Annotated in this window: 25 protein-coding genes, 1 tRNA gene and 1 pseudogene; 6 read left to right on the top strand and 21 right to left on the bottom strand. The window is 48.0% G+C overall.

The genetic code is table 11. From position 1 onward, the window contains the following. Nucleotides 1-57: 57 nt before the first annotated feature. The gene (gene dnaQ / locus ACQ29O_RS17455; protein ID WP_001670675.1) at nt 58-789 is read left to right on the top strand and encodes a DNA polymerase III subunit epsilon; all 732 of its coding nucleotides are present in this window, start codon (nt 58-60) and stop codon (nt 787-789) included. A gap of 133 nt (nt 790-922) precedes the next feature. Continuing rightward, nucleotides 923-999, top strand: a tRNA-Asp gene (locus ACQ29O_RS17450). 139 nt (nt 1,000-1,138) lie between these two features. Here the strand turns inward: ACQ29O_RS17450 and ACQ29O_RS17445 are convergent. From ACQ29O_RS17445 to ACQ29O_RS17345, 21 genes and pseudogenes are all read right to left on the bottom strand, one after another. Further along, a complete protein-coding gene (locus ACQ29O_RS17445; RefSeq protein WP_001289296.1) occupies nt 1,139-1,984 on the bottom strand; it encodes a DUF4942 domain-containing protein in 846 nt (281 codons plus the stop codon). Between the two features lie 77 nt (nt 1,985-2,061). Continuing rightward, nucleotides 2,062-2,256: a DUF957 domain-containing protein gene (locus ACQ29O_RS17440; protein WP_001537473.1), complete on the bottom strand. Its 195-nt coding sequence runs from the start codon at nt 2,254-2,256 to the stop codon at nt 2,062-2,064. A gap of 25 nt (nt 2,257-2,281) precedes the next feature. Continuing rightward, nucleotides 2,282-2,773 carry a DUF5983 family protein gene (locus ACQ29O_RS17435; RefSeq protein ID WP_000777708.1) on the bottom strand — a complete coding sequence of 164 codons (492 nt, stop codon included), beginning with the start codon at nt 2,771-2,773 and terminating at the stop codon, nt 2,282-2,284. Next, nucleotides 2,770-3,147, bottom strand: coding sequence for a TA system toxin CbtA family protein (locus tag ACQ29O_RS17430; protein WP_001746454.1), 378 nt, complete (start codon nt 3,145-3,147; stop codon nt 2,770-2,772). Before ACQ29O_RS17430 ends, ACQ29O_RS17435 begins: the two co-directional genes overlap by 4 nt. Before the next feature lie 58 nt (nt 3,148-3,205). Further along, entirely contained in the window at nt 3,206-3,850 is a 645-nt protein-coding gene (locus ACQ29O_RS17425; protein ID WP_000091991.1) for a hypothetical protein, read from the bottom strand. Next, on the bottom strand, nt 3,847-4,218 hold the full coding sequence (locus tag ACQ29O_RS17420; protein ID WP_001746453.1) for a type IV toxin-antitoxin system YeeU family antitoxin: 372 nt from the start codon (nt 4,216-4,218) through the stop codon (nt 3,847-3,849). Before ACQ29O_RS17420 ends, ACQ29O_RS17425 begins: the two co-directional genes overlap by 4 nt. Continuing rightward, nucleotides 4,190-4,558: a type IV toxin-antitoxin system YeeU family antitoxin gene (locus ACQ29O_RS17415; protein WP_001282843.1), complete on the bottom strand. Its 369-nt coding sequence runs from the start codon at nt 4,556-4,558 to the stop codon at nt 4,190-4,192. Before ACQ29O_RS17415 ends, ACQ29O_RS17420 begins: the two co-directional genes overlap by 29 nt. A gap of 17 nt (nt 4,559-4,575) precedes the next feature. Beyond that, nucleotides 4,576-4,797 (bottom strand): DUF987 family protein, encoded by a 222-nt coding sequence (locus ACQ29O_RS17410; RefSeq protein ID WP_000691989.1) that lies wholly within the window; start codon nt 4,795-4,797, stop codon nt 4,576-4,578. Continuing rightward, the gene (locus ACQ29O_RS17405) at nt 4,794-5,084 is read right to left on the bottom strand and encodes a hypothetical protein (protein WP_020937131.1); all 291 of its coding nucleotides are present in this window, start codon (nt 5,082-5,084) and stop codon (nt 4,794-4,796) included. The genes ACQ29O_RS17410 and ACQ29O_RS17405 overlap by 4 nt, the downstream gene beginning before the upstream one ends. 15 nt (nt 5,085-5,099) lie before the next feature. Continuing rightward, nucleotides 5,100-5,579 carry a RadC family protein gene (gene radC / locus ACQ29O_RS17400; RefSeq protein WP_001249723.1) on the bottom strand — a complete coding sequence of 160 codons (480 nt, stop codon included), beginning with the start codon at nt 5,577-5,579 and terminating at the stop codon, nt 5,100-5,102. A 10-nt stretch (nt 5,580-5,589) separates the two neighbouring features. Next, nucleotides 5,590-5,991: pseudogene (locus tag ACQ29O_RS17395) on the bottom strand (antirestriction protein); the annotation flags it as partial. 138 nt (nt 5,992-6,129) lie between these two features. Beyond that, nucleotides 6,130-6,513, bottom strand: coding sequence for a hypothetical protein (locus ACQ29O_RS17390; RefSeq protein ID WP_000522007.1), 384 nt, complete (start codon nt 6,511-6,513; stop codon nt 6,130-6,132). Between the two features lie 405 nt (nt 6,514-6,918). Beyond that, nucleotides 6,919-7,737, bottom strand: coding sequence for a DUF932 domain-containing protein (locus tag ACQ29O_RS17385; protein ID WP_001234415.1), 819 nt, complete (start codon nt 7,735-7,737; stop codon nt 6,919-6,921). A gap of 105 nt (nt 7,738-7,842) precedes the next feature. Beyond that, a complete protein-coding gene (locus ACQ29O_RS17380; protein WP_001112363.1) occupies nt 7,843-8,082 on the bottom strand; it encodes a DUF905 family protein in 240 nt (79 codons plus the stop codon). A 105-nt stretch (nt 8,083-8,187) separates the two neighbouring features. Continuing rightward, complete coding sequence (locus tag ACQ29O_RS17375) at nt 8,188-8,601, bottom strand: hypothetical protein (protein ID WP_253336143.1); 414 nt, start codon at nt 8,599-8,601, stop codon at nt 8,188-8,190. A 273-nt stretch (nt 8,602-8,874) separates the two neighbouring features. Beyond that, complete coding sequence (locus tag ACQ29O_RS17370; RefSeq protein ID WP_001104017.1) at nt 8,875-9,414, bottom strand: DUF4339 domain-containing protein; 540 nt, start codon at nt 9,412-9,414, stop codon at nt 8,875-8,877. A 62-nt stretch (nt 9,415-9,476) separates the two neighbouring features. Continuing rightward, nucleotides 9,477-9,929, bottom strand: a complete 453-nt coding sequence (locus ACQ29O_RS17365; RefSeq protein WP_000734136.1) for a hypothetical protein — start codon at nt 9,927-9,929, stop codon at nt 9,477-9,479. Then, a complete protein-coding gene (locus ACQ29O_RS17360) occupies nt 9,926-10,378 on the bottom strand; it encodes a YfjS/YafY family lipoprotein (RefSeq protein ID WP_001020193.1) in 453 nt (150 codons plus the stop codon). Before ACQ29O_RS17360 ends, ACQ29O_RS17365 begins: the two co-directional genes overlap by 4 nt. A gap of 36 nt (nt 10,379-10,414) precedes the next feature. Next, on the bottom strand, nt 10,415-10,981 hold the full coding sequence (locus ACQ29O_RS17355) for a hypothetical protein (RefSeq protein ID WP_000765650.1): 567 nt from the start codon (nt 10,979-10,981) through the stop codon (nt 10,415-10,417). Further along, nucleotides 10,978-11,691 carry a sporulation transcriptional regulator SpoIIID gene (locus tag ACQ29O_RS17350; protein ID WP_000075761.1) on the bottom strand — a complete coding sequence of 238 codons (714 nt, stop codon included), beginning with the start codon at nt 11,689-11,691 and terminating at the stop codon, nt 10,978-10,980. The genes ACQ29O_RS17355 and ACQ29O_RS17350 overlap by 4 nt, the downstream gene beginning before the upstream one ends. A 260-nt stretch (nt 11,692-11,951) precedes the next feature. Beyond that, complete coding sequence (locus tag ACQ29O_RS17345; RefSeq protein WP_000165431.1) at nt 11,952-12,827, bottom strand: GTPase family protein; 876 nt, start codon at nt 12,825-12,827, stop codon at nt 11,952-11,954. Between the two features lie 537 nt (nt 12,828-13,364). Between ACQ29O_RS17345 and ACQ29O_RS17340 the strand changes: the two genes are divergently transcribed. The 4 genes from ACQ29O_RS17340 (at nt 13,365) to ACQ29O_RS17325 (ending at nt 20,369) form a co-directional block, all read left to right on the top strand. Beyond that, entirely contained in the window at nt 13,365-13,601 is a 237-nt protein-coding gene (locus ACQ29O_RS17340; RefSeq protein ID WP_000366610.1) for a hypothetical protein, read from the top strand. A gap of 486 nt (nt 13,602-14,087) precedes the next feature. Continuing rightward, a complete protein-coding gene (locus ACQ29O_RS17335; protein WP_223557427.1) occupies nt 14,088-16,583 on the top strand; it encodes a protein kinase domain-containing protein in 2,496 nt (831 codons plus the stop codon). A 107-nt stretch (nt 16,584-16,690) separates the two neighbouring features. Then, complete coding sequence (locus ACQ29O_RS17330) at nt 16,691-18,850, top strand: DEAD/DEAH box helicase (protein ID WP_014341163.1); 2,160 nt, start codon at nt 16,691-16,693, stop codon at nt 18,848-18,850. After that, on the top strand, nt 18,831-20,369 hold the full coding sequence (locus ACQ29O_RS17325) for a hypothetical protein (RefSeq protein WP_020937125.1): 1,539 nt from the start codon (nt 18,831-18,833) through the stop codon (nt 20,367-20,369). Before ACQ29O_RS17330 ends, ACQ29O_RS17325 begins: the two co-directional genes overlap by 20 nt. The last annotated feature ends 158 nt before the right edge of the window (nt 20,370-20,527 follow it).

Below are 20,527 nucleotides of genomic sequence, written 5' to 3'. Positions count from 1 at the left end.
TAGACTTCCTGTAATTGAAATCGATAACAAAACGCAAGTCTGACATAAATGACCGATATGAGCACTGCAATTACACGACAGATTGTCCTCGATACCGAAACCACCGGTATGAACCAGATAGGCGCGCACTATGAAGGTCACAAGATTATTGAGATCGGTGCGGTTGAGGTGATAAACCGTCGTCTGACCGGCAACAATTTTCATGTTTACCTGAAGCCGGATCGGCTGGTGGATCCGGAGGCGTTTGGCGTACACGGTATTGCCGATGAGTTTCTGCTGGATAAGCCGGTTTTTGCTGATGTGGTCGATGAGTTTCTTGATTATATCCGCGGCGCGGAGCTGGTCATCCATAACGCATCGTTCGATATCGGCTTTATGGATTATGAGTTTGGTCTGCTTAAACGCGATATTCCTAAAACCAATACTTTCTGCAAAGTTACCGATAGCCTGGCGTTGGCGCGGAAAATGTTCCCCGGCAAGCGTAACAGCCTTGATGCGCTGTGTTCGCGTTATGAGATAGATAATAGCAAACGTACTTTGCACGGCGCATTGCTCGATGCCCAGATCCTTGCCGAAGTGTATCTGGCGATGACGGGCGGACAAACGTCCATGACGTTTGCGATGGAAGGAGAGACGCAACGGCAGCAAGGTGAAGCGACCATTCAGCGAATCGTTCGCCAGGCCAGCCGGTTACGGGTCGTTTTTGCCTCTGAGGAAGAGCTGGCTGCGCATGAATCGCGGCTTGATCTGGTGCAGAAAAAGGGCGGAAGTTGCCTTTGGCGGGCGTAATTTATTCCTTTTTAGGCTATAAAAATCATCCTTCGGGCGATTTTTGCAGCAACTGATTCAAAAGGTGAGAAAAAGCGTTGACGGGCGACACCGCAAACCGTAATATTCGCCTCGTTCCCAGCGGGAACATCACGGAGCGGTAGTTCAGTTGGTTAGAATACCTGCCTGTCACGCAGGGGGTCGCGGGTTCGAGTCCCGTCCGTTCCGCCACTATTCGAGGCCATGCTATTGATTAGCATGGCCTTTTTCTTTTCCTGTTTTTTCTGGTGTGCCATTCAGTATGCCATCAGCGTCCGGCTTGCATCGGTGTAAATCAGCCTGTACCGGACATCAGCGTGTCGATTGAGCCTCATCCTGCCGCCACTCTCCCCGGGTAGTGTCTGGCGATGATGTCGTTCAGTTTATCCACCAGTTCCGGTCGTTTGAAAGTAATATGGGCAGTTCCCTTCTGAAAATATTTGATTTTAAACATCTCGTCCTCGTAACTGTTACTCCCTCTGTTATCGTGAATGTGATCGCCTAGGCGTCGGGTCACATCAGCACGGTTATCAGGAGCGGGTTTCCCATCCAGCAGCATAAGCATACGTTCCAGGTCAGCGAGCCGATCACGCTGCCAGCCCCAGTCCAGTCCAAATCCCCATCTGTCGCATTTTACCAGACCGTTCACGATAATTTTTTTCCCGAATTTACACGGCGAATTTGACTTAAAATCCCAGCTAAGGCTTTTGAACACATTAATCACACCGCGTTCAAACACCTCGTCTTTGCTCTGGTGCAGTTGCTCAAAGGTACTGAGTATATTCGCTTCACTGATGGCTGGAATATCATCACCTTCAAGGTTTCTGTACCACTGGTCACGGGCCTGAGCGTCCATCAGACTCAGCATTCCGGACTTCTTCATCAGGTCCCGCCATATGCTGCGATCGAGATTACGGGTAATAGCTTTCATTGCCGCTTCTGGTTTCTCCATCAGCCAGCAGCCGCAGCGAAAATCCTGCTTCATGCCCCAGTCCAGGGCGGCTTTACCGCCGATGCTTCTGGTCAGCGCCGATATTTCTGCAATCCGCTCAGTCACGGTTCTGATCTGTTCAAGTGCAGCGTTGCGTCCGGTGACGATACGTTCAATGCTGGTGGAGCAAATCATATCGGTATGGTCAGTTAAGACTTCGGGGTCGGCATTAGTATGTTCTGACATTATTTTCTTTCCTTTATATAAGCACAAAACGCCGGTCTGTGAGGACCGGCGCTTATGCGAGTGTCAGTAAGGTGGTGTTACTGCGGAGAAAGTAAAAGCCGGAGGTAGTGTATCATCCGGACCTCGTTCAGGGCCTGTTCAACAGAGGGCAGGAGTGCTGCTGAACCGGTGAGAGTATCGTCGTTATCGAAGATGATCTCTGTACCACAGTCGATATTGTCCTGCAGCCAGCAGATCAGGATCTGCAGCCCTTCTTCAGTGGTTAATGGCATGTGTTTACCTCAGTGGGGAAGTGGGTTACCAGTCGAAGGTGGCAAAGCCTGGCAGGAGTTCGCCGAAAGCATCCAGGTGGAGAATACCAGCGGCGTAACGGCGTATCAGCGTCACCACTAACCGTCGACAGGCTTTCGACAGCCCCAGCCGTTTAAGCCGCAGAACCGGAAATGACCATGCCTCCAGGTGGAGTAAGTAGCCGGAGCCGGTATACAAAATCCACTCCGACTCGCCAAAGTCTTCATACTGGTGTGAAAGGGTAAACAGCAGAGCATTGTCTTTCTCCGTGATATGTGCGGTGCTGCACTGAATGCCGTTAACGCGGGCGACGGGCGGAAGCGGATCTTCAACAATCAGCTTTCCGGGCTCGTCAGCAACGCGAAGTGAATATCCGTTATCACAGACCACATCGATCAGGCTGGCGAGTTCAATACCGTCGATATCCACGACGATCCGGCCCCCATTAAGGGCCCGGACGTTGATTGTATCGGCTTCCACGGTCATGGACAGCTTCATCGTGCCCCCCCGCTGTATCTGCCGGTGGTGATGTCGGTAACGGCCCGGTAGCCACGACGTTTCATCAGGCCACAGGCTTTTCTGGCGCGGAGAATATCGATACGGGTAATGAACGGAGACTGCACTGCAATACTGAATCCCGGGCGGTCGGTCCGGACCAGGTCATATTTTTCAACAATACCGTTCAGCGCATCGCACAGGGAGATGCCGGCGTTGATATGCTGCTCAATGACGCCGTCGTTAGCAAACGGGGTGTCGTTCAGCATCAGACCGTAGTGTTGTTGCAGCAGATGCGACAGCAGGGTCTGCCAGATGCCGACAGGCGTGGGGTGTGACGAAGTCGCCCCGGGCGGGAGTGAGGGTAAAATCTGCATAATGTGTTCTCTGTTGGTGGAAGGTAAGAAATGAACCGGAAGGGAGTGACGAAAAAGTTTAACCGAAGCGCTGGCCGGTTTCGGTGAAGGTGTAACCGCCGGCGATAAGCGCCTCATCCACGGCCTCCGGTGAGGTCAGCCAGTCGTATTGCGTTTCAAGTTGCTGATATAACCAGCGGGCCAGATCGCGTAACGCGTCACCCAGGACACAGTCTGCGTCATCGGTGGCTTCCTGACCGGTGGGGGAGTCCCGCTCAACAGTAATGTGCATACTGTATTCATGGTAATAGCGCCCCTGATGCTGAATATCAGCCTGAAGCTGCCAGAGGTTACGCTGCTGGATTGCCTGCAGCTCATCAGCAATACGGTGAAGCGCTTCGTCCTGAGGCGCATGCTTTCTGATGTGTTGTGCGGCACCGGGTTGATAGTGGTACAGCCCCTCAAAGCAGGCTCCGTCCCCCTGACAGCAGAAACCGGAAAACCAGATACAGGCTTTTTCGTAGGATCTGCCGCCGGTGGTGGTGAAGATACGTGTTTTGAGTCTCACGCCCAGGATGTTGCAAATCAGGGTGAAATCCTCATAAACAGCGTCGTACCACTCATACTCCAGCCCCCCTTCGCAGTACCAGGCGCGGGCCTTCTTGCGGGCTGACTCTGAGAGTTCATCAGACAGATACACCGTGGTGGAAATGACCCGGCTCATCGTGCCATACCTCCGGTTTCAGGCGGTTCTCCGGGGTAAATGGCGAGATAAATGTAGCCGCACGACCCGAGTGAGTCGGCCTCGCATACCAGTCCCTTTGCGTACAGGGTGACGCAGTGCTGATGGCGGGGATTAAGCTCACCGGAAAGTAACATCAGCTCCAGTTGTTTCAGTAGTACCGGAAAGGCCTGGTCCAGGTGACGTAAATCCGCGTCGCTGAACTGTCCGGTAATGCCGGCGCGGTCAGCCAGGTAATGCAGGCGGTTGCCCTCCTGAACCAGCCGTGCGCCAAAACATGGTGACACATTGCGGCGGAGTCCCCACCAGGGAGACGTGAGGTCATGTACGGTGGTTGTGGTCTTCTTCATTTAAGGGTTCCTCTGACAAGGGGGATTCATCAGATTTCGGGTAAATCATCAGGCTGACAGCGCCCTGTGGACCGGGTTCTGATTCACAGGTCAGCCCGTTGTGGTGAAAGACATGCGGCGTCTGTGCCTCCGGTGAGCCGGGGGACGCCATCGTGACCATCTGCTGTAATATCAGCGGGAAGGCCTGCTCCAGCCAGCGGGCCTCCTCCTCCGTGAATGCCGCCCTGATATCGTCCCTGCTGGTCTGTAAACGGAACAGACAGCCGTCCTGCAGCAGACGGCCCCGGATGCAGGGGACTGAATGATTATCCGGTTGTTTGCGGTCGGGGTTATCTGACATCGGTTTTCCTCCGTGGGTTAATTCAGGGTGACGCACATCAGGCGGGTGTACGGGCCGTGGCGGTCCCGGCGTCGTTCAGCGTACACGGCCAGTACGCCACTGATATCCTGTACGTCCCGGTCGTACCAGTGACAGACGCTGCCGGACCACGGATATTTCCCGGTACAGAAGCGAAACAGACGGGACTGCGGGTGCCGGCGGTATATCGCCATTGCCCGGCGTTTGCTGATAATTTTCATACGGCAGTCCCGCCTGAGCTGGTGTTTTTCAGCAGGGCATCAACAATATCATTCCAGCACCACTCCTCATCCTCCGGGACAGGTAGCGTTATCTGTCTGAACGGTATCTTCAGGAGCCCGGCGAGGCGTGCTGCAATATCCGTGAGAGGTTTGTCGCCCTGCGCGATATCAGCACACTCCAGGAAGAGACCGTGTACATAAACCGCTTCATCCCCGTTCTCCAGACGAAGAACGGTCACGCTACTGAAAATATCAGCGGGTATAACCTGCGTTTCATCGTTTCTCATGGTGTCATTACCTTTTTAAAGCCAGCCGCGTTCAGCGAACGAGACAATCTCCATGCCGCCAACCACCAGGTGATCCAGCAGACGGATATCCACCAGGTCCAGGGCCTGTCTGAGCCGCTCTGTTATCTGACGGTCCGCCAGGCTGGGATCGGCAAGCCCCGACGGATGACAATGCGCCACAATGACAGCGGCGGCGTTATGTTTCAGACCGGATTTCACCACTTCGCGGGGATGGACCTGAGTATGGTTGATAGTGCCGCTGAAGAGCGTTTCGTGAGCAATAAGGCGATGCTGGTTATCGAGGAAGAGCGCAACAAATTCTTCCCGCTCTGGCGCGGAGAGTTGCAGGCGTAGCCAGTCCCGGACAGCATGGCTGGAGGTAAATGCCGCCCCGGGTTCGCGTAACTGGTTCTCCAGCAGGGTTAAGGCTTCCCGGATGATTTGTTGTGCGGATGCCGGTAATGTGGCGGCAAACAGCGGTAACTGTTGTCTCATGTCGGTATCCTCAGTCGGTGATATGCATGATGGCGCTGCATTCAGGATGGTTAAGGGTATAATCCCGCAGGTGGAGGTAATGCGCGGTCATCAGGTCGCTGCCGGTACGGCAGGCATGGTGGCTGTACTCCAGCAGGCAGGCGGTGATCCCGACCGCCTCAGGGCTCATGTCCGCGCTGTTGCCGTTCATGGCGTTGAACAGTGACCAGGTGTCGTCCCCGTCATTCGCCTCCGGGGCCATAAATGCGCCACCGTTGCTCAGCGTGTAAAACTGCCAGATACCGCCGCTGTAGTCCGCGCACAGGCGGTCCGTCCAGGCGAAGATACGGGGCTCCAGTAATATCCACTGCGGAACGCCCCGGAAGTGGCGGGGCCAGAAGTCAGGGCGGTCCTCATCCGGTACGGGCGTGGCGGTGATGAGGGTTTCATCAGGCGCAGGGATAAGTTCAGGGTTAATTGCTGTGGTCATTATGGTTTCCTTAACAGACTGAAATATAACCGGTTCGGGGATATCCGGAACCGGCTGAACTGAAGGGGATCTACGGGGACGTCACCACCAGGCGTGGAAACACAGGCGGTGGGTGCTGAAATCAAACGACGCCAGCTGTTGCTGTACAAACTGTTTCAGGTTTTCCACGTCAGACCAGTAACTGTCGTCGTACTCCTGCGAGCCGAAGAAGAACCCTTCGGTGGTCGGGAACAGGTCGTGGCAGTTTTCCGGCGTGAGGCGGTCAAGAGTGGCCCGGAGTTTTTCCAGGTCCTGGCGGGTCAGGGGGACATCAGTACAGTTCTCCACCTCCCCGGCGTTGGCATCAATCCAGTTGAGCAGAGCGTTGAACTTGCGGTAATACCCGACGGCCTCGTCCTGCTCCCGGCGGGTGGTGTCTGCCGTGGTTTCGGCCGGACGTTTAATGAAATATAAATCGAGTCCCATGGGGAACCTCCTGATTACGCTGAGATAAATGAAAAGGCCATGCACGGGAAGAGCATGGCCCGGAGTGTCTGTCGGTGAATAAGCGGAGTGGGGTGACTTTCGGATGTTGTTACTGGCAATATCGGGGGGGCAGGAGAACAAGCTTTTCGTCTTATTTGCCGGGGTGAGTATTCTGGTTCAGGTGGAATGCCGGGCAGGACTGTGCATAGCCGTCAGCGCCAGACCGTGCGGGCCAGGTACCATCAGTAATGAACAGCCGACACAGGCTGAGCTCACCGGGCCGGTAACAGAGGTGAGAACACCAGGCACAGAGGTCGTCGTCGGATATGGAACGGCAGCCTGGCTGGTTCGCCAGGGATACCGGATATATTCTGGCCTGACGGGCATCAGCAGGAACATGGCGCATCAACTCAGCGCCTGCTGCATCTGTTCCGCCATCACCCACAGGGCACGGTTTAGCCTGATGTCCCCGTCAATGCCGTTAACGGCTCGGGTATGGCTGCGTTTGCCCTTCGCAGTACGTCCCGGAAGCCCGCCTTTCAGCAAGTTCTCCTGGATACGCTGGTACGTTGTCCACAGGTCATCACTGCGGTCTTCATAACGTCGGGGTGTCAGTATCTGCGTTGCCGTCACCGGCTGATGCTCTTCACCAAAACGGTACGTCAGGGCAGCATTCGCCAGTGCATGCTGTGCCAGTGGCGGTAATAAAAGTGACTGCATGGCGTCGCGCTTCTCTTCCATCCGGTCAAAGACGCTGAGTACGTCGTAGGCTCCCTCAATGACCTTGTTAACGACATCGCCCCGGTGCGGAACTCTGATTTCGCCAAAGGACTGCCCGCAGACGAGCGAATTCGTGCATACGCTGCGGAAAATTCCCGGCAATAACTGAAAACTGGACTCACCACTGTGCGAATTCAGGATGATGATTTCCGGCACCTGCTGACCGTGTATCTGACCGGTGCGACGCAGGCGGAGCATGTGCTTCGTATATTCCCGACGAGCAGGGTCACGAACCCGTGACTGACAAGCGAAGAACGGCTGGAACCCTTCCCGTTGAAGGTTTTCCAGGATGGTGATGGTCGGTATGCAGGTGTAGCGTTCACTGCGGGACGCATGTTTGTCCTCACCAAAAACGCTGGGGACCACCTGTATTAATTCTTCACGGGTTAAGGGACGGTCGCGGCGTATCTGGTTAATCCGTCCAAAGCGGCTGGCTAAGCGCATTGTTAATTTCCTTCGTGGGTTGATTTAACTGCATAAACAAAAAGCCATGCTCCTGTGGGAACATGGCCTGTTGGCGTGGTTGCTGGTGGGGTGAGCAGCGGTGAGTCAGTGTCGGGGTATTCCGTGGCTGAGCAGATAGCGGTTCAGCCAGTACCAGGCACGGGCTTCAAAATTCCATGCCCACCAGAGCAACTGATTATAACTGTCGCGTATGACCAGCCGGAAATGTGTGCCCTGGTCATCTTCAATAAACACATTGCGGTAAGCTGTTGTGACGGCAATCGCCTGCGTGCGTGAGAAAGGGCCTTCGCCTTCAGGCAATAAAAGTGATGTACAGTCTGGCATATCTGTTACTTTATAGTAAAAAGCGCCTGTCATCATGGCAGGCGCTGTATTAATTACTAATATTAATAAATTAATAACACACAGATCAGGCGCATGATTTATTCCTTAGATTTTAATTTGGTCAAGTCCGACAACTTCGTGAATTGGGTTGTCGTAAAGTTTAACGCCCAGTTTACCGTTTTTCAGCGTAACGAAACTGGCTTTGATATCGCCTTCACAACTTTGATTGTCGTTGTATTTGATGGTCTGAGCTTTGCCGGTGTAAAAGTTAATCACGCCGTAGAAACCATCCCAACACGCCGTACCGCCCATAGCGTGTACCAGACCGTATTGCATGTCTTTGGATGTACCCAGGTATTTACATCTTCCATCAGTGGTATCGGTCCCCTGACACCAGAACTCCGTACCGTCAGTGACGTCAGTAAGGTTGTGCGGTAAAGGTACAACCGTGTTTGCAGATACATTACCGGTAAAGAAACTGATAACTGCAACCATTAAAATGGTGATAATATTTTTCATGATAAATACTCCAGTGTTTCTGATGTTAAATAAAAATATAAGCCCCCTGTTTCCGCAACACTTATAACTCCCCCCGAGAGGCCGAAATTAAAGTCCGGCCTGTTTATTAAACACATGCCCGAAGTATGCACTTCAACGGGGGAATATTTTATATTGTGACTTTGACTGTCCTCTGAATCAAATAAGACACAGCTGCTCCAAGGCGATTTACATCATTTACTTGTTAATTACACTAATGACCTGATTATTTAGTAAACTCTGTGATAAAGAATATCAGGCAGTTAATAACACCAGTATTAACATAACCAACCAGACCCAGAAATAAGCCGGTTTCTGACCGAGGGCTTTAGCCCTGCGCCACAGATAAAACGGAACCAGCCAGGCCAGCCAGCCAAAGGCAGCGGTATCAACGCCGGATTTACGGAGCCGTCGTTCATCCAGATACCCCAGCGCAATATTCAGTATCAGTGTGATAAACCAGTATTGCCCCTCCGTCACGGCGGCATACGCCTCTTCAAATTCCATTCCGCTCAGCCCGGCCGTCCACATCTCTAGGGCATACCCAATCAGGGGCGCAAAGGCCAGCGTCCAGACCACGCCTCCGGGGATACGATTGCCGGGCAGCGCGGGGGGAACCGCACATTGTTTCAGGACATCTGCCAGCGGCGTGGCTGACAGCGGCTGCCATTCCGTCATGCCCTGTTGCCATACCAGCGTTGAGGCATTCAGCTCCCCGCGCTGAATACGTTCGGTTATGTCGGCTTCGGTCACATTGTCGTGACGCACGCCATTTTTCTCATAATGCCAGTTCATTCTTTTCCTTTATTTTTAATGTGTTAAATGAATATGGGAGGCTTCTCCCTGAGGCAGGGAGTTCACTCTTCAATGTATTCGAAAGAACCGACTGGCTTGCCGTTGTAGTACATCACGACGTCGGCCAGTGATGTCCTGTTCTGTGGTTTGACAAAACCTGCACTGAATGCCTTGCTGCAGTACTGCTCCAGGGACATTTTCGCCGTCGGAATCAACTCCATGGCGTCACCATTAGAACGGTCAACCACACCCCAGATACCGTTGGGGCATTTCCAGTCGGTGGGGACCATTCTGACAATGGCAACGCGCCCGTTTTCCGATTGCGAAACCACTTCACACATCTTTCTCTCCAGTTTGTACTGGTTACACCAGAAGGGTTTGTTATGCTGCATATCGCGGGTGTAGGCCGGAATGCCGCCTTTGATGGCACCCTGAAAACCGCCATCAGCATGGGCCGGTGTCAGCAAATACAGACTCAGGACTGCAGCAGAGATAACACCTTTCAGCTTCTTCATGGATGGTTCTCCTGGTTATCCGGCAGATAGAGTTTCCCCATTTCCTTGCCATCGTGCGAATACACCACCGATTTTTCACCCATATAGCTGTCAGTCTCGATCCGGAAGCTCAGAGTAATATTGCCCGCGAGACACAGGGCGGCTATCAGCGGCTGCACCGTTTTCTGCTGCATATCAGCAATGTAGTAATAATTACCGGACTCACAGCCTTCCGGCGACTGGCGGGTTTTCATTACCGTGTATAGCGGTGTGCCGAAGGCATCCTTTTTTACCCATTCCTGCACGACATCGGATTTGTGAGACACCACGTCGCTGAACGGCGGCGGAGTCAGGTCCTTAAACCGGGCAATCGCCTTCACGCCAGCATCTTCCTTGCTGTCGCAGCCGGATGCCAGCAGAGTGCCGATAACCACCAGAAAGGTCGTCAGACGCGTATTGAATATATTCATGGTAAAACTCCCTGTTATGGTTGTTTTTCAGCGGGTTCAGCAGTTGCCTGTACGACGACATAATTCTGCCAGGCTCTGCTGCGCCACCCATTGCTGCAGTTTCCTGTCGGCTTCAGAGCTTCTGGCCGCCAGGGCCGCCTGTTGTTTTTTGTTGACGCAATTTTCCGGGAAGGCGGCCAGCACCTGATTGCTGTGAGGTTCTTCGGCCAGCTCCAGTTGATATTGCGTATCGATAATGGTGAAATAACAGCCTTTCCCCTGGTCTTCGCCCTGGTACACCGAAGTCAGGTCAGAGGTGTAGCCGCTGGCCGGTTTCAGATTTAGCCTGCGTACCGTGTGCGTTTTCTTGTCGGCAAGGTAATAGGCACCGCCGCCACGAATACGCAGCAGAAACTGTTTCGTCCAGGGATAATTGCCTATTACATCAGCCTGATAAAGGGCGTTATGCAGTGTGTTGTTATCCGTACCGTCGGCCGATTTCCAGCCGTCGGCCTGCATGTACTGCCAGGACCTGACGGAGCCCATGATGTCATCTGCGAGGACCGGAGGCACAGAGGTAATGCAGAGGCTGGCGGCCAGCGCCGCCGTGGTGAATAATTTCATACCTGTTCCTTATGGGTAAGTTGCCCGTAACTGTCGTCAGCGAGCAGTGAATGTAAAATATGAAAATGAGGTAACGCCTGTAAAAAGTCCGGGCGGGACAGAATGCGGGTGAAATGTCCGTCTGGTGTGAAGGTTTCCGGGTGAAACGTCACGGAGTGAACGGTGTGCAGCGCAAAAACGGTTATCCGGCCGAGATGTTCTCCCGCCAGAAAACACTCACCGGTGCTGAAAATCAGCCGATATGGGGCAAGGCTGTCACAACGACTCCCGTCAGTAAGCAGGGTTACCTTCTGGTGTTCTGATACCGCCCTGACCAGTCGTGTGAAGATGCCCGGTCGGGAAAGTGGTATGGTTGCCCCCTGATGCCAGATAAGGCATGGCGAGGAATCCTGGCTACTCAGCAACGAACTGACCAGATGGTGGTCCATATCAGGAAACAATGTGCCAGTGCCTGACTGACGGGCGAACTGCATTGCTGCCTCCTCCCGAATCTCCTGACGGCCCCCGGTCAGCAGACGGCAGCAGCCATCCTGATACTCGATGTCGAGGTAAATCAGACGCTCGCGGAAATCACGATGCAGGGTGCGAACCGACACGCCAAACTCAGCGGCCAGTTTGCGCATATTCAGCGTTTCACCCGCGAGCAGACGGCTGATAATCAGCGATAGCCGGACAGACAAGCGGTCATAACGACGCTCAGCCTGAGACATGCATTATCTCCGTGTTTAATAACTGGTTAATTAAGATGGTATTACTGTAAAGGATGGGACTGACGGGTTGTGTCCGTCATACGTAGCGAAACGCCTGGTGCAAGAAGACTGTGTGGATGCAACGTCGGCAGTGGTGACGCGCTTACGACTGGTGGTATCTTTTGCTGGTCAGGACAGGTTATGTCTGCCTGAAAATAATCATCTACCAGGCGGTGAATAAACAGAGTCATTCACTACAGTCCTGATGACCTTTTACTCATTCAGAAGAAAATCCAGTCCCAGACCGCGCGGGCCACGGACACCACCGCATCACGCACGGTACGTATCACAGTCTTCAGCGGCGCAGGCAGAAACGACGATGATTCTGCCGTATCGAACACCCGCCCCACGGACTCACCGAAGCTATCACGGGCCTGTGACCTGACCGGCCCGGTGCAGAGCCTCCCGTGCAGTTGTGTCGCCACCGGGCTGGTGGCATGGTCCGGCAGACAGCGCATCATGGTTGCCACCATCGCTTCCACGCCCCAACCGGTCAACGCTGACACCATGCAGACCGGATGACGGGGAGTGAATATCGTGGTAATGGCGGCCTGTTTCGCCTTCAAGTTAGTCTGCTGCTGTGGCGAGGGGGTACTGGTGCGGATATCCCATTCGTGGCAGGGTTCGATTTTGTCAGCCTGGTTCAGCACAAACAGCACCTGCTGCTGGTAAGGTTGCATCACCCCATGCCAGAACTGCTCGTCTACTGACAGCGCCCGGTCGTCGGCTTTAATGACCCACAGCACCAGGTCCAGCTCCGGCAGCATACGCCGGTACAGGGCACGGTATTCCTGGTCCCGCAGCCCGTTTTCTCCCACACCCGGTAAATCAACAATCATCAGACTGTGACGACCGCTGCGCAACCGGAAGCGCAGCACGTCACGGGTACAGGCGTTCACATCACTGATGGGGGAGACCTCACCCCGGAAGAGTTCATTACAGAGCGAAGACTTACCCGCACCGCTCTTGCCCATGATGCTAATCACCGGCTCGTAGTGGGTGAGGTTCTGAATACGTTCAAGAATAAGCTGACGAAGCGTATCGGGAAGCGCCGACAGCGGTTGTTCCAGGGCCTGAAGGCCGTGAGGTTTAGTCATACAGGGTTCTCAGCGTGAAAAAATAAAAATCCCCGCACTCCGGTTAAAGAGGCGGGGGATCCACTTTGATGATATCTATCTGAAATTATTTGGGATTGTCTGATGATACTGATCGAGGGAGTCGAGCTGCAAACATGCTGGTAATAACCTGTACTTTCCTGTTTTAGGATCGCTGAAGTCGTTGATTAGTGTTAATATTACCGCCAATTTTTCAGCGTTCTGATTCCGACAAAAAAATCAATACATTGAGCTCGCCTCAGAGAAAAACGTTCAGAACCTGCAATGCTCAGAATTGATAAGGAATAAGGAATATATGTCCAGGCTGACTGATTTAATAGCTAAAGCAAAGGCCAAAGACCCGCAACTAGGCGCTGATCTTGATCGAGAAATCAAGATCCTGTCGTCACGTCTTCCCTTTGTCGTAATCCACAGTACACAGGGCAGTCGTCACTGGGAATCGCTTATGTTGAAGCTGAACAGTACAAGATTGTTCGTCCCGATTTCCTGTTCTTTGCCGAACAGGATGGCAAAATAGTTGTGGACCTGGTAGATCCACATGGCCTACATCTAGCTGATGCTTTGTCCAAACTGAAAGGACTTGCTCTATATGCCGAACATCATTCTGATGCTTACAGGCGAATCGAATCTGTCGCCGAAGTAAAGGGTAAATTACGAGTGTTAGATTTGAAACGGCAGGATGTGCAGGATGCTGTTGCTACCGCTGAAAATGCAGAAACGTTATTTAGTAGCGGACTTGCTGATGACTACCGGTAATCTATAGAAAATTGCGTAACGAAACTGTGCATTTCAGTAATTGGTTGATGCAATACAAATATGGCCTTCTCAGTGAGAAGGCCATTGCCGACTTACAGATCATGTGCACAGTTTGATAAATCAAACAATGGCAAGGAATATGTTTATAACTATTAATATTTTTAAAATCAATAGGTTACATGTCATCATGTTGTGTGGTGAAAAATTCATCAATAATTGAATGCGGTATGTAGTACTGCTCCTGTTGAGTTAGTTCTGCATTTTGTCCTTGATTTCACGAGTTATCTGTCATTTTTTGTTTGCGTTTCCGTTAAGAGTCTTGCAAATCGTTAACATGACGGAACTCCTGATGAAAATATAAAAATGAAGATTGATATTCTAAGTAGTGACGGTATCCATGCCTCAGAAAAGGAAGCAATTAAGAGGATGGTAGAAGTTTTCAATGCATCTAGTTTTAGCCAAAAATAGCATGGCTATGCTGGTTTCATGATGATGGATACAACTTATAGAGATCGAGAGATTGATTTAGTTCTTCTGACGCATGATAGACTCCTAATCGTGGAGCTTAAAAAGTGGCGCGGAAAAATTGAACCAATGCATGATCATTGGTTACGTGATGGTGATGACATGGGACGTTCACCAGTTAAAGTCCTTGCCGATAAGTGGAAAATTTTATCATCAAAGATTAAAACTCGTCTAAGTGCGCCAGCAACAGAAGTATACATTGATTACAGAGTTGTCATGTGTGGGAGTGCTGACTTTTCTGAAATTCCAGAAGATGAAAAATCATTTGTATGTACACTTGAACAGTTTTTAAAAATTGCCAAATCTGGGGGGTACCAAGGCGAATTTGGTCCACAAAAAGCGCGTAAGCCTTGTGAATATTTGCAGGTGTTCACACCATTTTTTAGAGGTAAGGATTTCAAGCCTTCAAGTTTTTCATTCAATAATTTCCAAATTGTTGGAGAAGCAACTTTTCCTCATCCTGATGGATTGTACAAAGAATACAAATCTGTCAAAAAAGATGACCAACGACATGAAGCATTATTAAGGCGATGGGATTTCTCAGCATTATCTGGCATAGCCGATACTATTGATGAACGAGCCCGTATAGCATTGCGAGAGCATAAAGTTCTAGGTTTCATTCATGAGCAAAATGAACAACTTGATAGCGTAGTTTTGCAACCTCTATCGCATCCAACTCGAGATGATATAGATGCTGACTTCTGTGAACTATATAGACTACCGTCGAGACAATTAAGACTTAATGAATTCATTCAACGTTTTGGTGAAGATCTAGAGTTCTGTGAAAGGGTTAACTTTGTAAAGGTACTTTTATCCCACGCAGCCGATTTACATGACTTGGGCGTTGCTCATCGGGATATTAGCGATCATACTATTTGGTTAGAACGGCCATCTAAAATATCTATATCAGGTTTCCTGACCGCATATTTTCCTGAATTAGGAACAGTTGGTTCTCTTCGTGATCAGCTTCGTGCAAGCAAAACTATTTTACCTGAGGATTCCGAAATTGGACAAGGTGAAGCGAGCGATCCATTCCGTAGAGATGTTTATTTATTGGCTGTAGTTATACATCATATTTTATTTTTACAAGCCCCCAAGCAAGAAGACTCTTTATTTGTTTGGAATAGTCCAACTGATTTTGAAGTTGATCCACAACTTAGCACTTGGTTTGAAACTGCTTTGGATTTAATTCCCGCAGGTCGATTTTCAGATGCGCGAACGATGCTTAATTCGTTTAATACCTTATCTTTAGGATATCCGGAAAAAACAGGTATTGACTTACGTAGATTCGAGCCTTATCGAAGTGAGTTGATTCCAATGGTTATTTATCCTATTGAGGAAAATATAAAGCAGGGCATAAGTCATTTATATAAATCGACTTTTTCTGGTGAGAGTGTTTCGGTTAAAGTATGGTATGGGCGGAAACCAGATATAAAGCGACCGGAAGAGGCTTTACAACTTCAGAATTTTCTCGATAAAGCTCGCCTAATAAAATCCCAGCCCTGTTCTTCTCTTGCTGAAGTTATTGATTTTGGTATTTCAGATGCAGGAACCTATTTAGTCCAAAAATGGTTGAATGGGGAATTCCTAAATGACGCTGTCAAATCATGTCATGTTGGTCGTGAATTGATATTACTATGCAAAAAAATAGTTAGGGCAGTCTTACATTTACATGCTATGCAATTACAACATGGGGATCTGCACCCTAACAATATTCTAATAGAAGTGGGAGATGTTCGCTTCATTGATGCACTTGATATACCTTGTTCAGGTGTGAATATAATATTCACTCCTGCATATGTACCTACAGATTACGAATCTTTGCCTATGGAGGAACGTGATTGCTACGCTGTGGCCAAAGTGTGTAATGAGATTTTAGAACACGACGTTAACTGGGAAGGGATTGATCCATCAGCTTTACTTAATGAGATCAGAAGTTGTATGGGGCGGGATTTTAAAATTTATTCTCTTGACCGAATAAATGATGAAATAGAGATGTTAATCAACCCTCCACAAATAAATGAGGGAGTGAGGTTGTCAGTATTAATGAGGCAACTGACCTCCAGCCAGAAATTAATAAATGACAATGGTGTATACCATATCAGTATTAGTGAAGAACGAGTCCGTTCGCCAAAGCAGCAGCCTCATATTATCGTAGCTTTTGCCGGAGTACGTAAACAGTTACAAATCTATCTTAAAGCGACCCAATTAGATTTTGCATTTTTACGAACTAAAGATATAGCCCATAGCTTATTTGTACGAATGGCATCACAAGCCATTACACAACTCGAAGCTAATATACTATTCGAACCCTCATCCGCGGATGACCCTAGCAAGTTATTAGAACATGTAAAAAAATACCTGAGGTTATCTCTGCAATATCGAGAATTCAGAATAGAATTCTCGGTGGCGATTTTTCTTCTGATGAGGAAGAAATTGAGAACTCAGAAACTTTAACTGTTTCTCAAACAAGACCACATACAGCATCACTTTGGCGTGCAATTTTAGATGCAGAAGAAGATTCCTTACCTGAAATTGAAATCACCTCATCAGTTGTCAGGGATATGGATAAGCGTCATGAGAAATTGCGAATACCTTACAGAAAAGAGGGAGAGTCTTTAGACTATGAATCAGATGCAAAAGTTGAGGCATTACAAGAAATAAACGGTGAACTGATTCGTGTAGGGAATGTTGATATAAGAGAGACTACCCAATCTACTCTCGTACTTGAAAATCCAAAGATTCGCATTCAGACTAATATTGGCGACACTTTGAAATTACGAAGTCAACAAGATCTATCATCTTTTATTCGTAGGCGTCATGCAGTTACACGTATTTTAAATGCTGAATCGGCTATCCCCTCATTAATCAATTACTTTGAACCATTAACTTGCCCTCATCCACAATATCTACAACCAGAGCCAACTGATTCTGATCTTGATGCTTATAATCGATATGATAAAGATGGAGAGCTATCTTTTTCACTCAATCGACAGCAACGAGATGCCTTTTCTAAACTTTGGTCATACGGCCCATTGAGTCTTTTGCAAGGCCCTCCAGGCACTGGTAAAACTTCATTCATTGCTTCATTTATCCATTATGCTCTCTCACAAGGAGCCCAAAGTATACTTCTTGCAAGCCAGTCACATGAAGCAGTTAATAATGCTGCAGAAAAAGTAATTGAACTTTGTCAGCACAGCAATCTGCCCCTAGATGTTGTTAGGTTTGGTGCAGAAGGAATGGTCTCAGAAAAACTTCATCCATATCATTCATCTTCCATTTTGCAAAATTATCGAGACTTATTCCGCTCAGAAATGCGAGTTAGAATTTCAGCAATGAACCGAAATTTAGGTCTCCCTAACAAATTTGTAGAAAGATGGTTCGATATTGAATATCAACTTAAGCGTTTGAATCGTGAAATAGAAAGATTAACCACAAAACTAAATAAAAATGAAATATCAGAAGCTAATAATAATCCTCTGATAGCTCGAATAAATCAGCGACTTGAACGATTTAAAAAAATTGCATCTGAAAAGTTTGGTTATGCGGGGGAGGGAACTCCAGAGGAAGTGATTAATCAATTAAGCCGTGAGACAATGAATCAGTTTGGTGTAACTTCTTTAGATGCAGTGTCTAGACTGGAGCAAGTAATTGCAATGTCTCAAGAGTGGGTAGATCGCTTAGGCACTCTGAGAGGTAACTTTGAAGAATTTCTTGCGAAGACCCGATCACTTGTATGTGGGACTTGTGTGGGTCTAGGACGCTCACAATTTGGTGTAGCAAAAAATCGCTATGATTGGGTGATAGTCGACGAAGCTGCTCGTGCGACACCTGGCGAATTGGCTATAGCAATTCAGTCGGGTCGCAGGGTGTTACTGGTCGGCGATCATCGTCAATTGCCACCTTTGTATCCTGAACCAGTGGTGCGAAAAATATCGATAGAACTAAATTACTCTGATCGCGCGGTACTAACACGTAGTGATTTTGAACGTGCTTTCGAATCAGATTATGGTAAACAAGTCGGAGCAACATTACGTACTCAATATAGAATGGCCCCACCAATAGGTGAAATGGTTTCAGCTTGTTTTTATCCCAAACCGTTAGAACCTGGACGTGGAAATCCAGAACCTTGGTTTAATCAATTACCTAAAAGATTAAGTTCTATTATTACTTGGGTTGATACTTCCGATGCTGGGGGAGAATCTTATGAAAGAGCAAAACATCCTGGATTTGACAATCCTTATGAAGCTAGAGAAATTATTGATACGCTGCGTTCAATATGTACAGCAGAATCATTCATCAAATATTTAATTGATGAAACTTCAGATGAGGAAAAACCAATTGGTGTAATTTGCATGTATGCAAATCAAGAACGCCTATTGCAACGTTTACTTAGCGAACAAGATTGGGCTACTGGTTATAGACATCTTATTAAAATTGATACAGTTGATAGTTATCAAGGTAAGGAAAATCGGATCATTATCGTTGCAACGACGCGCAATAATAATCAGTGTATTCAAGGGTTCCTTAGCAGCTCGGAGCGAATAAATGTGGCGATTTCGCGTGCAATGGATAGATTAGTAATCATTGGGGCTGCTCGTATGTGGCGTGAGAGGCATCAAACTTCAGCGTTAGGCCGTGTATTAAACCACATTGAAACACATCGTGATGGGAGTAACTTCAATTTGGTTCAGGCATTAGCCATTGAGGAGGGACAGAAATGATTACATTGGAAGAAAAAAACTAAGAGAAATATTAGCTGTTGATGAAATTACTTTTGCAATTCCTGCACAAAGTTTCGCTATCGAATGCTCAATAAGTGCTGAGGAGGCATTGCCCGTTGTTACTGAGTTCGCGCTTCGCATCGCTTATGTTTGTGGTACATTGAGTCCTGTACAAATTCAGGATTTTTTTGGATTCACAAAAAAAGAAACTGATGCAATAATTCAGACATTACTTAACGAACGCCTCATTAAATGGAATGAAGATGAGCTGTTAGAGCTAACTTCTTATGCATTAACTCGTTTTCAAGATAGCTCAGATCATCTACCTCGGTTCTTTAAAGTCCAAGAATGGAGTTCTGAAGTTATTTTTGATCTAATAAGTTTTAGTCCAGCAGGACGCCCCAACAGATTGAAACGTGTAAATTCATTAGTGGAGTTAGCAGCACGAAATATTGAGAGGCAATCTAAAACAATTCAATATGCAGAGCAAGCCTTTCAAGAGCACTTTCATAGTATTTGTAAGAAGAATAAAGCAGAGATCTATAAGATTAGTGCGGTAGATGCTGGCGAGCATTTTAGCATTCCACTGCCGTGTATGTTTTATCTGGATTTTGATGGCCAAGTTAATATTCGACGTGATATAGATAATGAAGCTTTTAATAATAGACTTGAAATATCAGAGGCTATTACTGATGCACTTTCAAAACAAGAACGTCCGCAAAACAATAGTTTTATGGATTTTATTCATTATTTTGATTATTCGTTATTTGAACGTTATGTTTCGAATGATGCTTTTGATTTGCGTCGATATGTTCAAGATGTTCATTTAACACGTATTGTTTGTTATGATAATAGACGTGTCACCCCATTATTTGGAGCATTTTATCTACAACATAACGCCGATTTAATTATCACTAGGCTTGGAGATGAGATACTAAAACAGGAGGAAATGTTAGTTAATAAGGAGGTTAGTTTAAAATCTGGTGAGGATGGTGAAAAAATAGATACCCTCCCTGTTTCAGAAAAAACTATCGTTCAAAGCGGGTTGTGGCTTGCCCCCCAACTATCCCTTTGGGCTAGAACTCGCGGGGCAAGAGAGTTTGTTCAGAAGATTGACCGTCTGTTGGATTCTAGGAATAAAAAAAAGAGCAATCCTGTTGGTACTTATGTAATGATCTCTGGTCGGAATAATGCAGCTAAAGATCGTGCATTTAAATATAGAGATCAGTTTCAATATTTATTTAATCTAGATATATGTCTTATGGATGGGAAATTAGAGTTGTTACTTATACCTGGTTTAATTGTATGTGTTCTTTTTCATTTCCATTTGGAACATCAGCCGGTTAGCATCCCAATAGGGTTTATCTCGTCTGAGGTGGAACATTTGAAAATAGCAAGTTCATTGATATCTGAATCAACGAGATCAAAACAAATATTTTCATCTATGTATGATAGTGAAAACGTTCCTGTTGCCTATCAAGGATTACAAAATTTGCTTGACATAATATCTACGGAATAACTGTATTATTGGGTTAGCAATTATTTAGATTCATATTAGTTATATTTGGTTCTTATTAGAGATTGATGTCTGAGTTTACAGGGCCTATTCTTAATGGATAAGCCCTTTTTAATAAAAAGACATACATCCAGGCCAAGTATCGTCTCTGCTAGACGTTA

The organism is Salmonella sp. GDC200615 (genome assembly GCF_050574145.1).
Lineage (GTDB): Bacteria > Pseudomonadota > Gammaproteobacteria > Enterobacterales > Enterobacteriaceae > Salmonella > Salmonella enterica.
The sequence above is the reverse complement of the archived record's forward strand: the minus strand, read 5'-3'. Positions and strand labels throughout refer to the sequence as shown.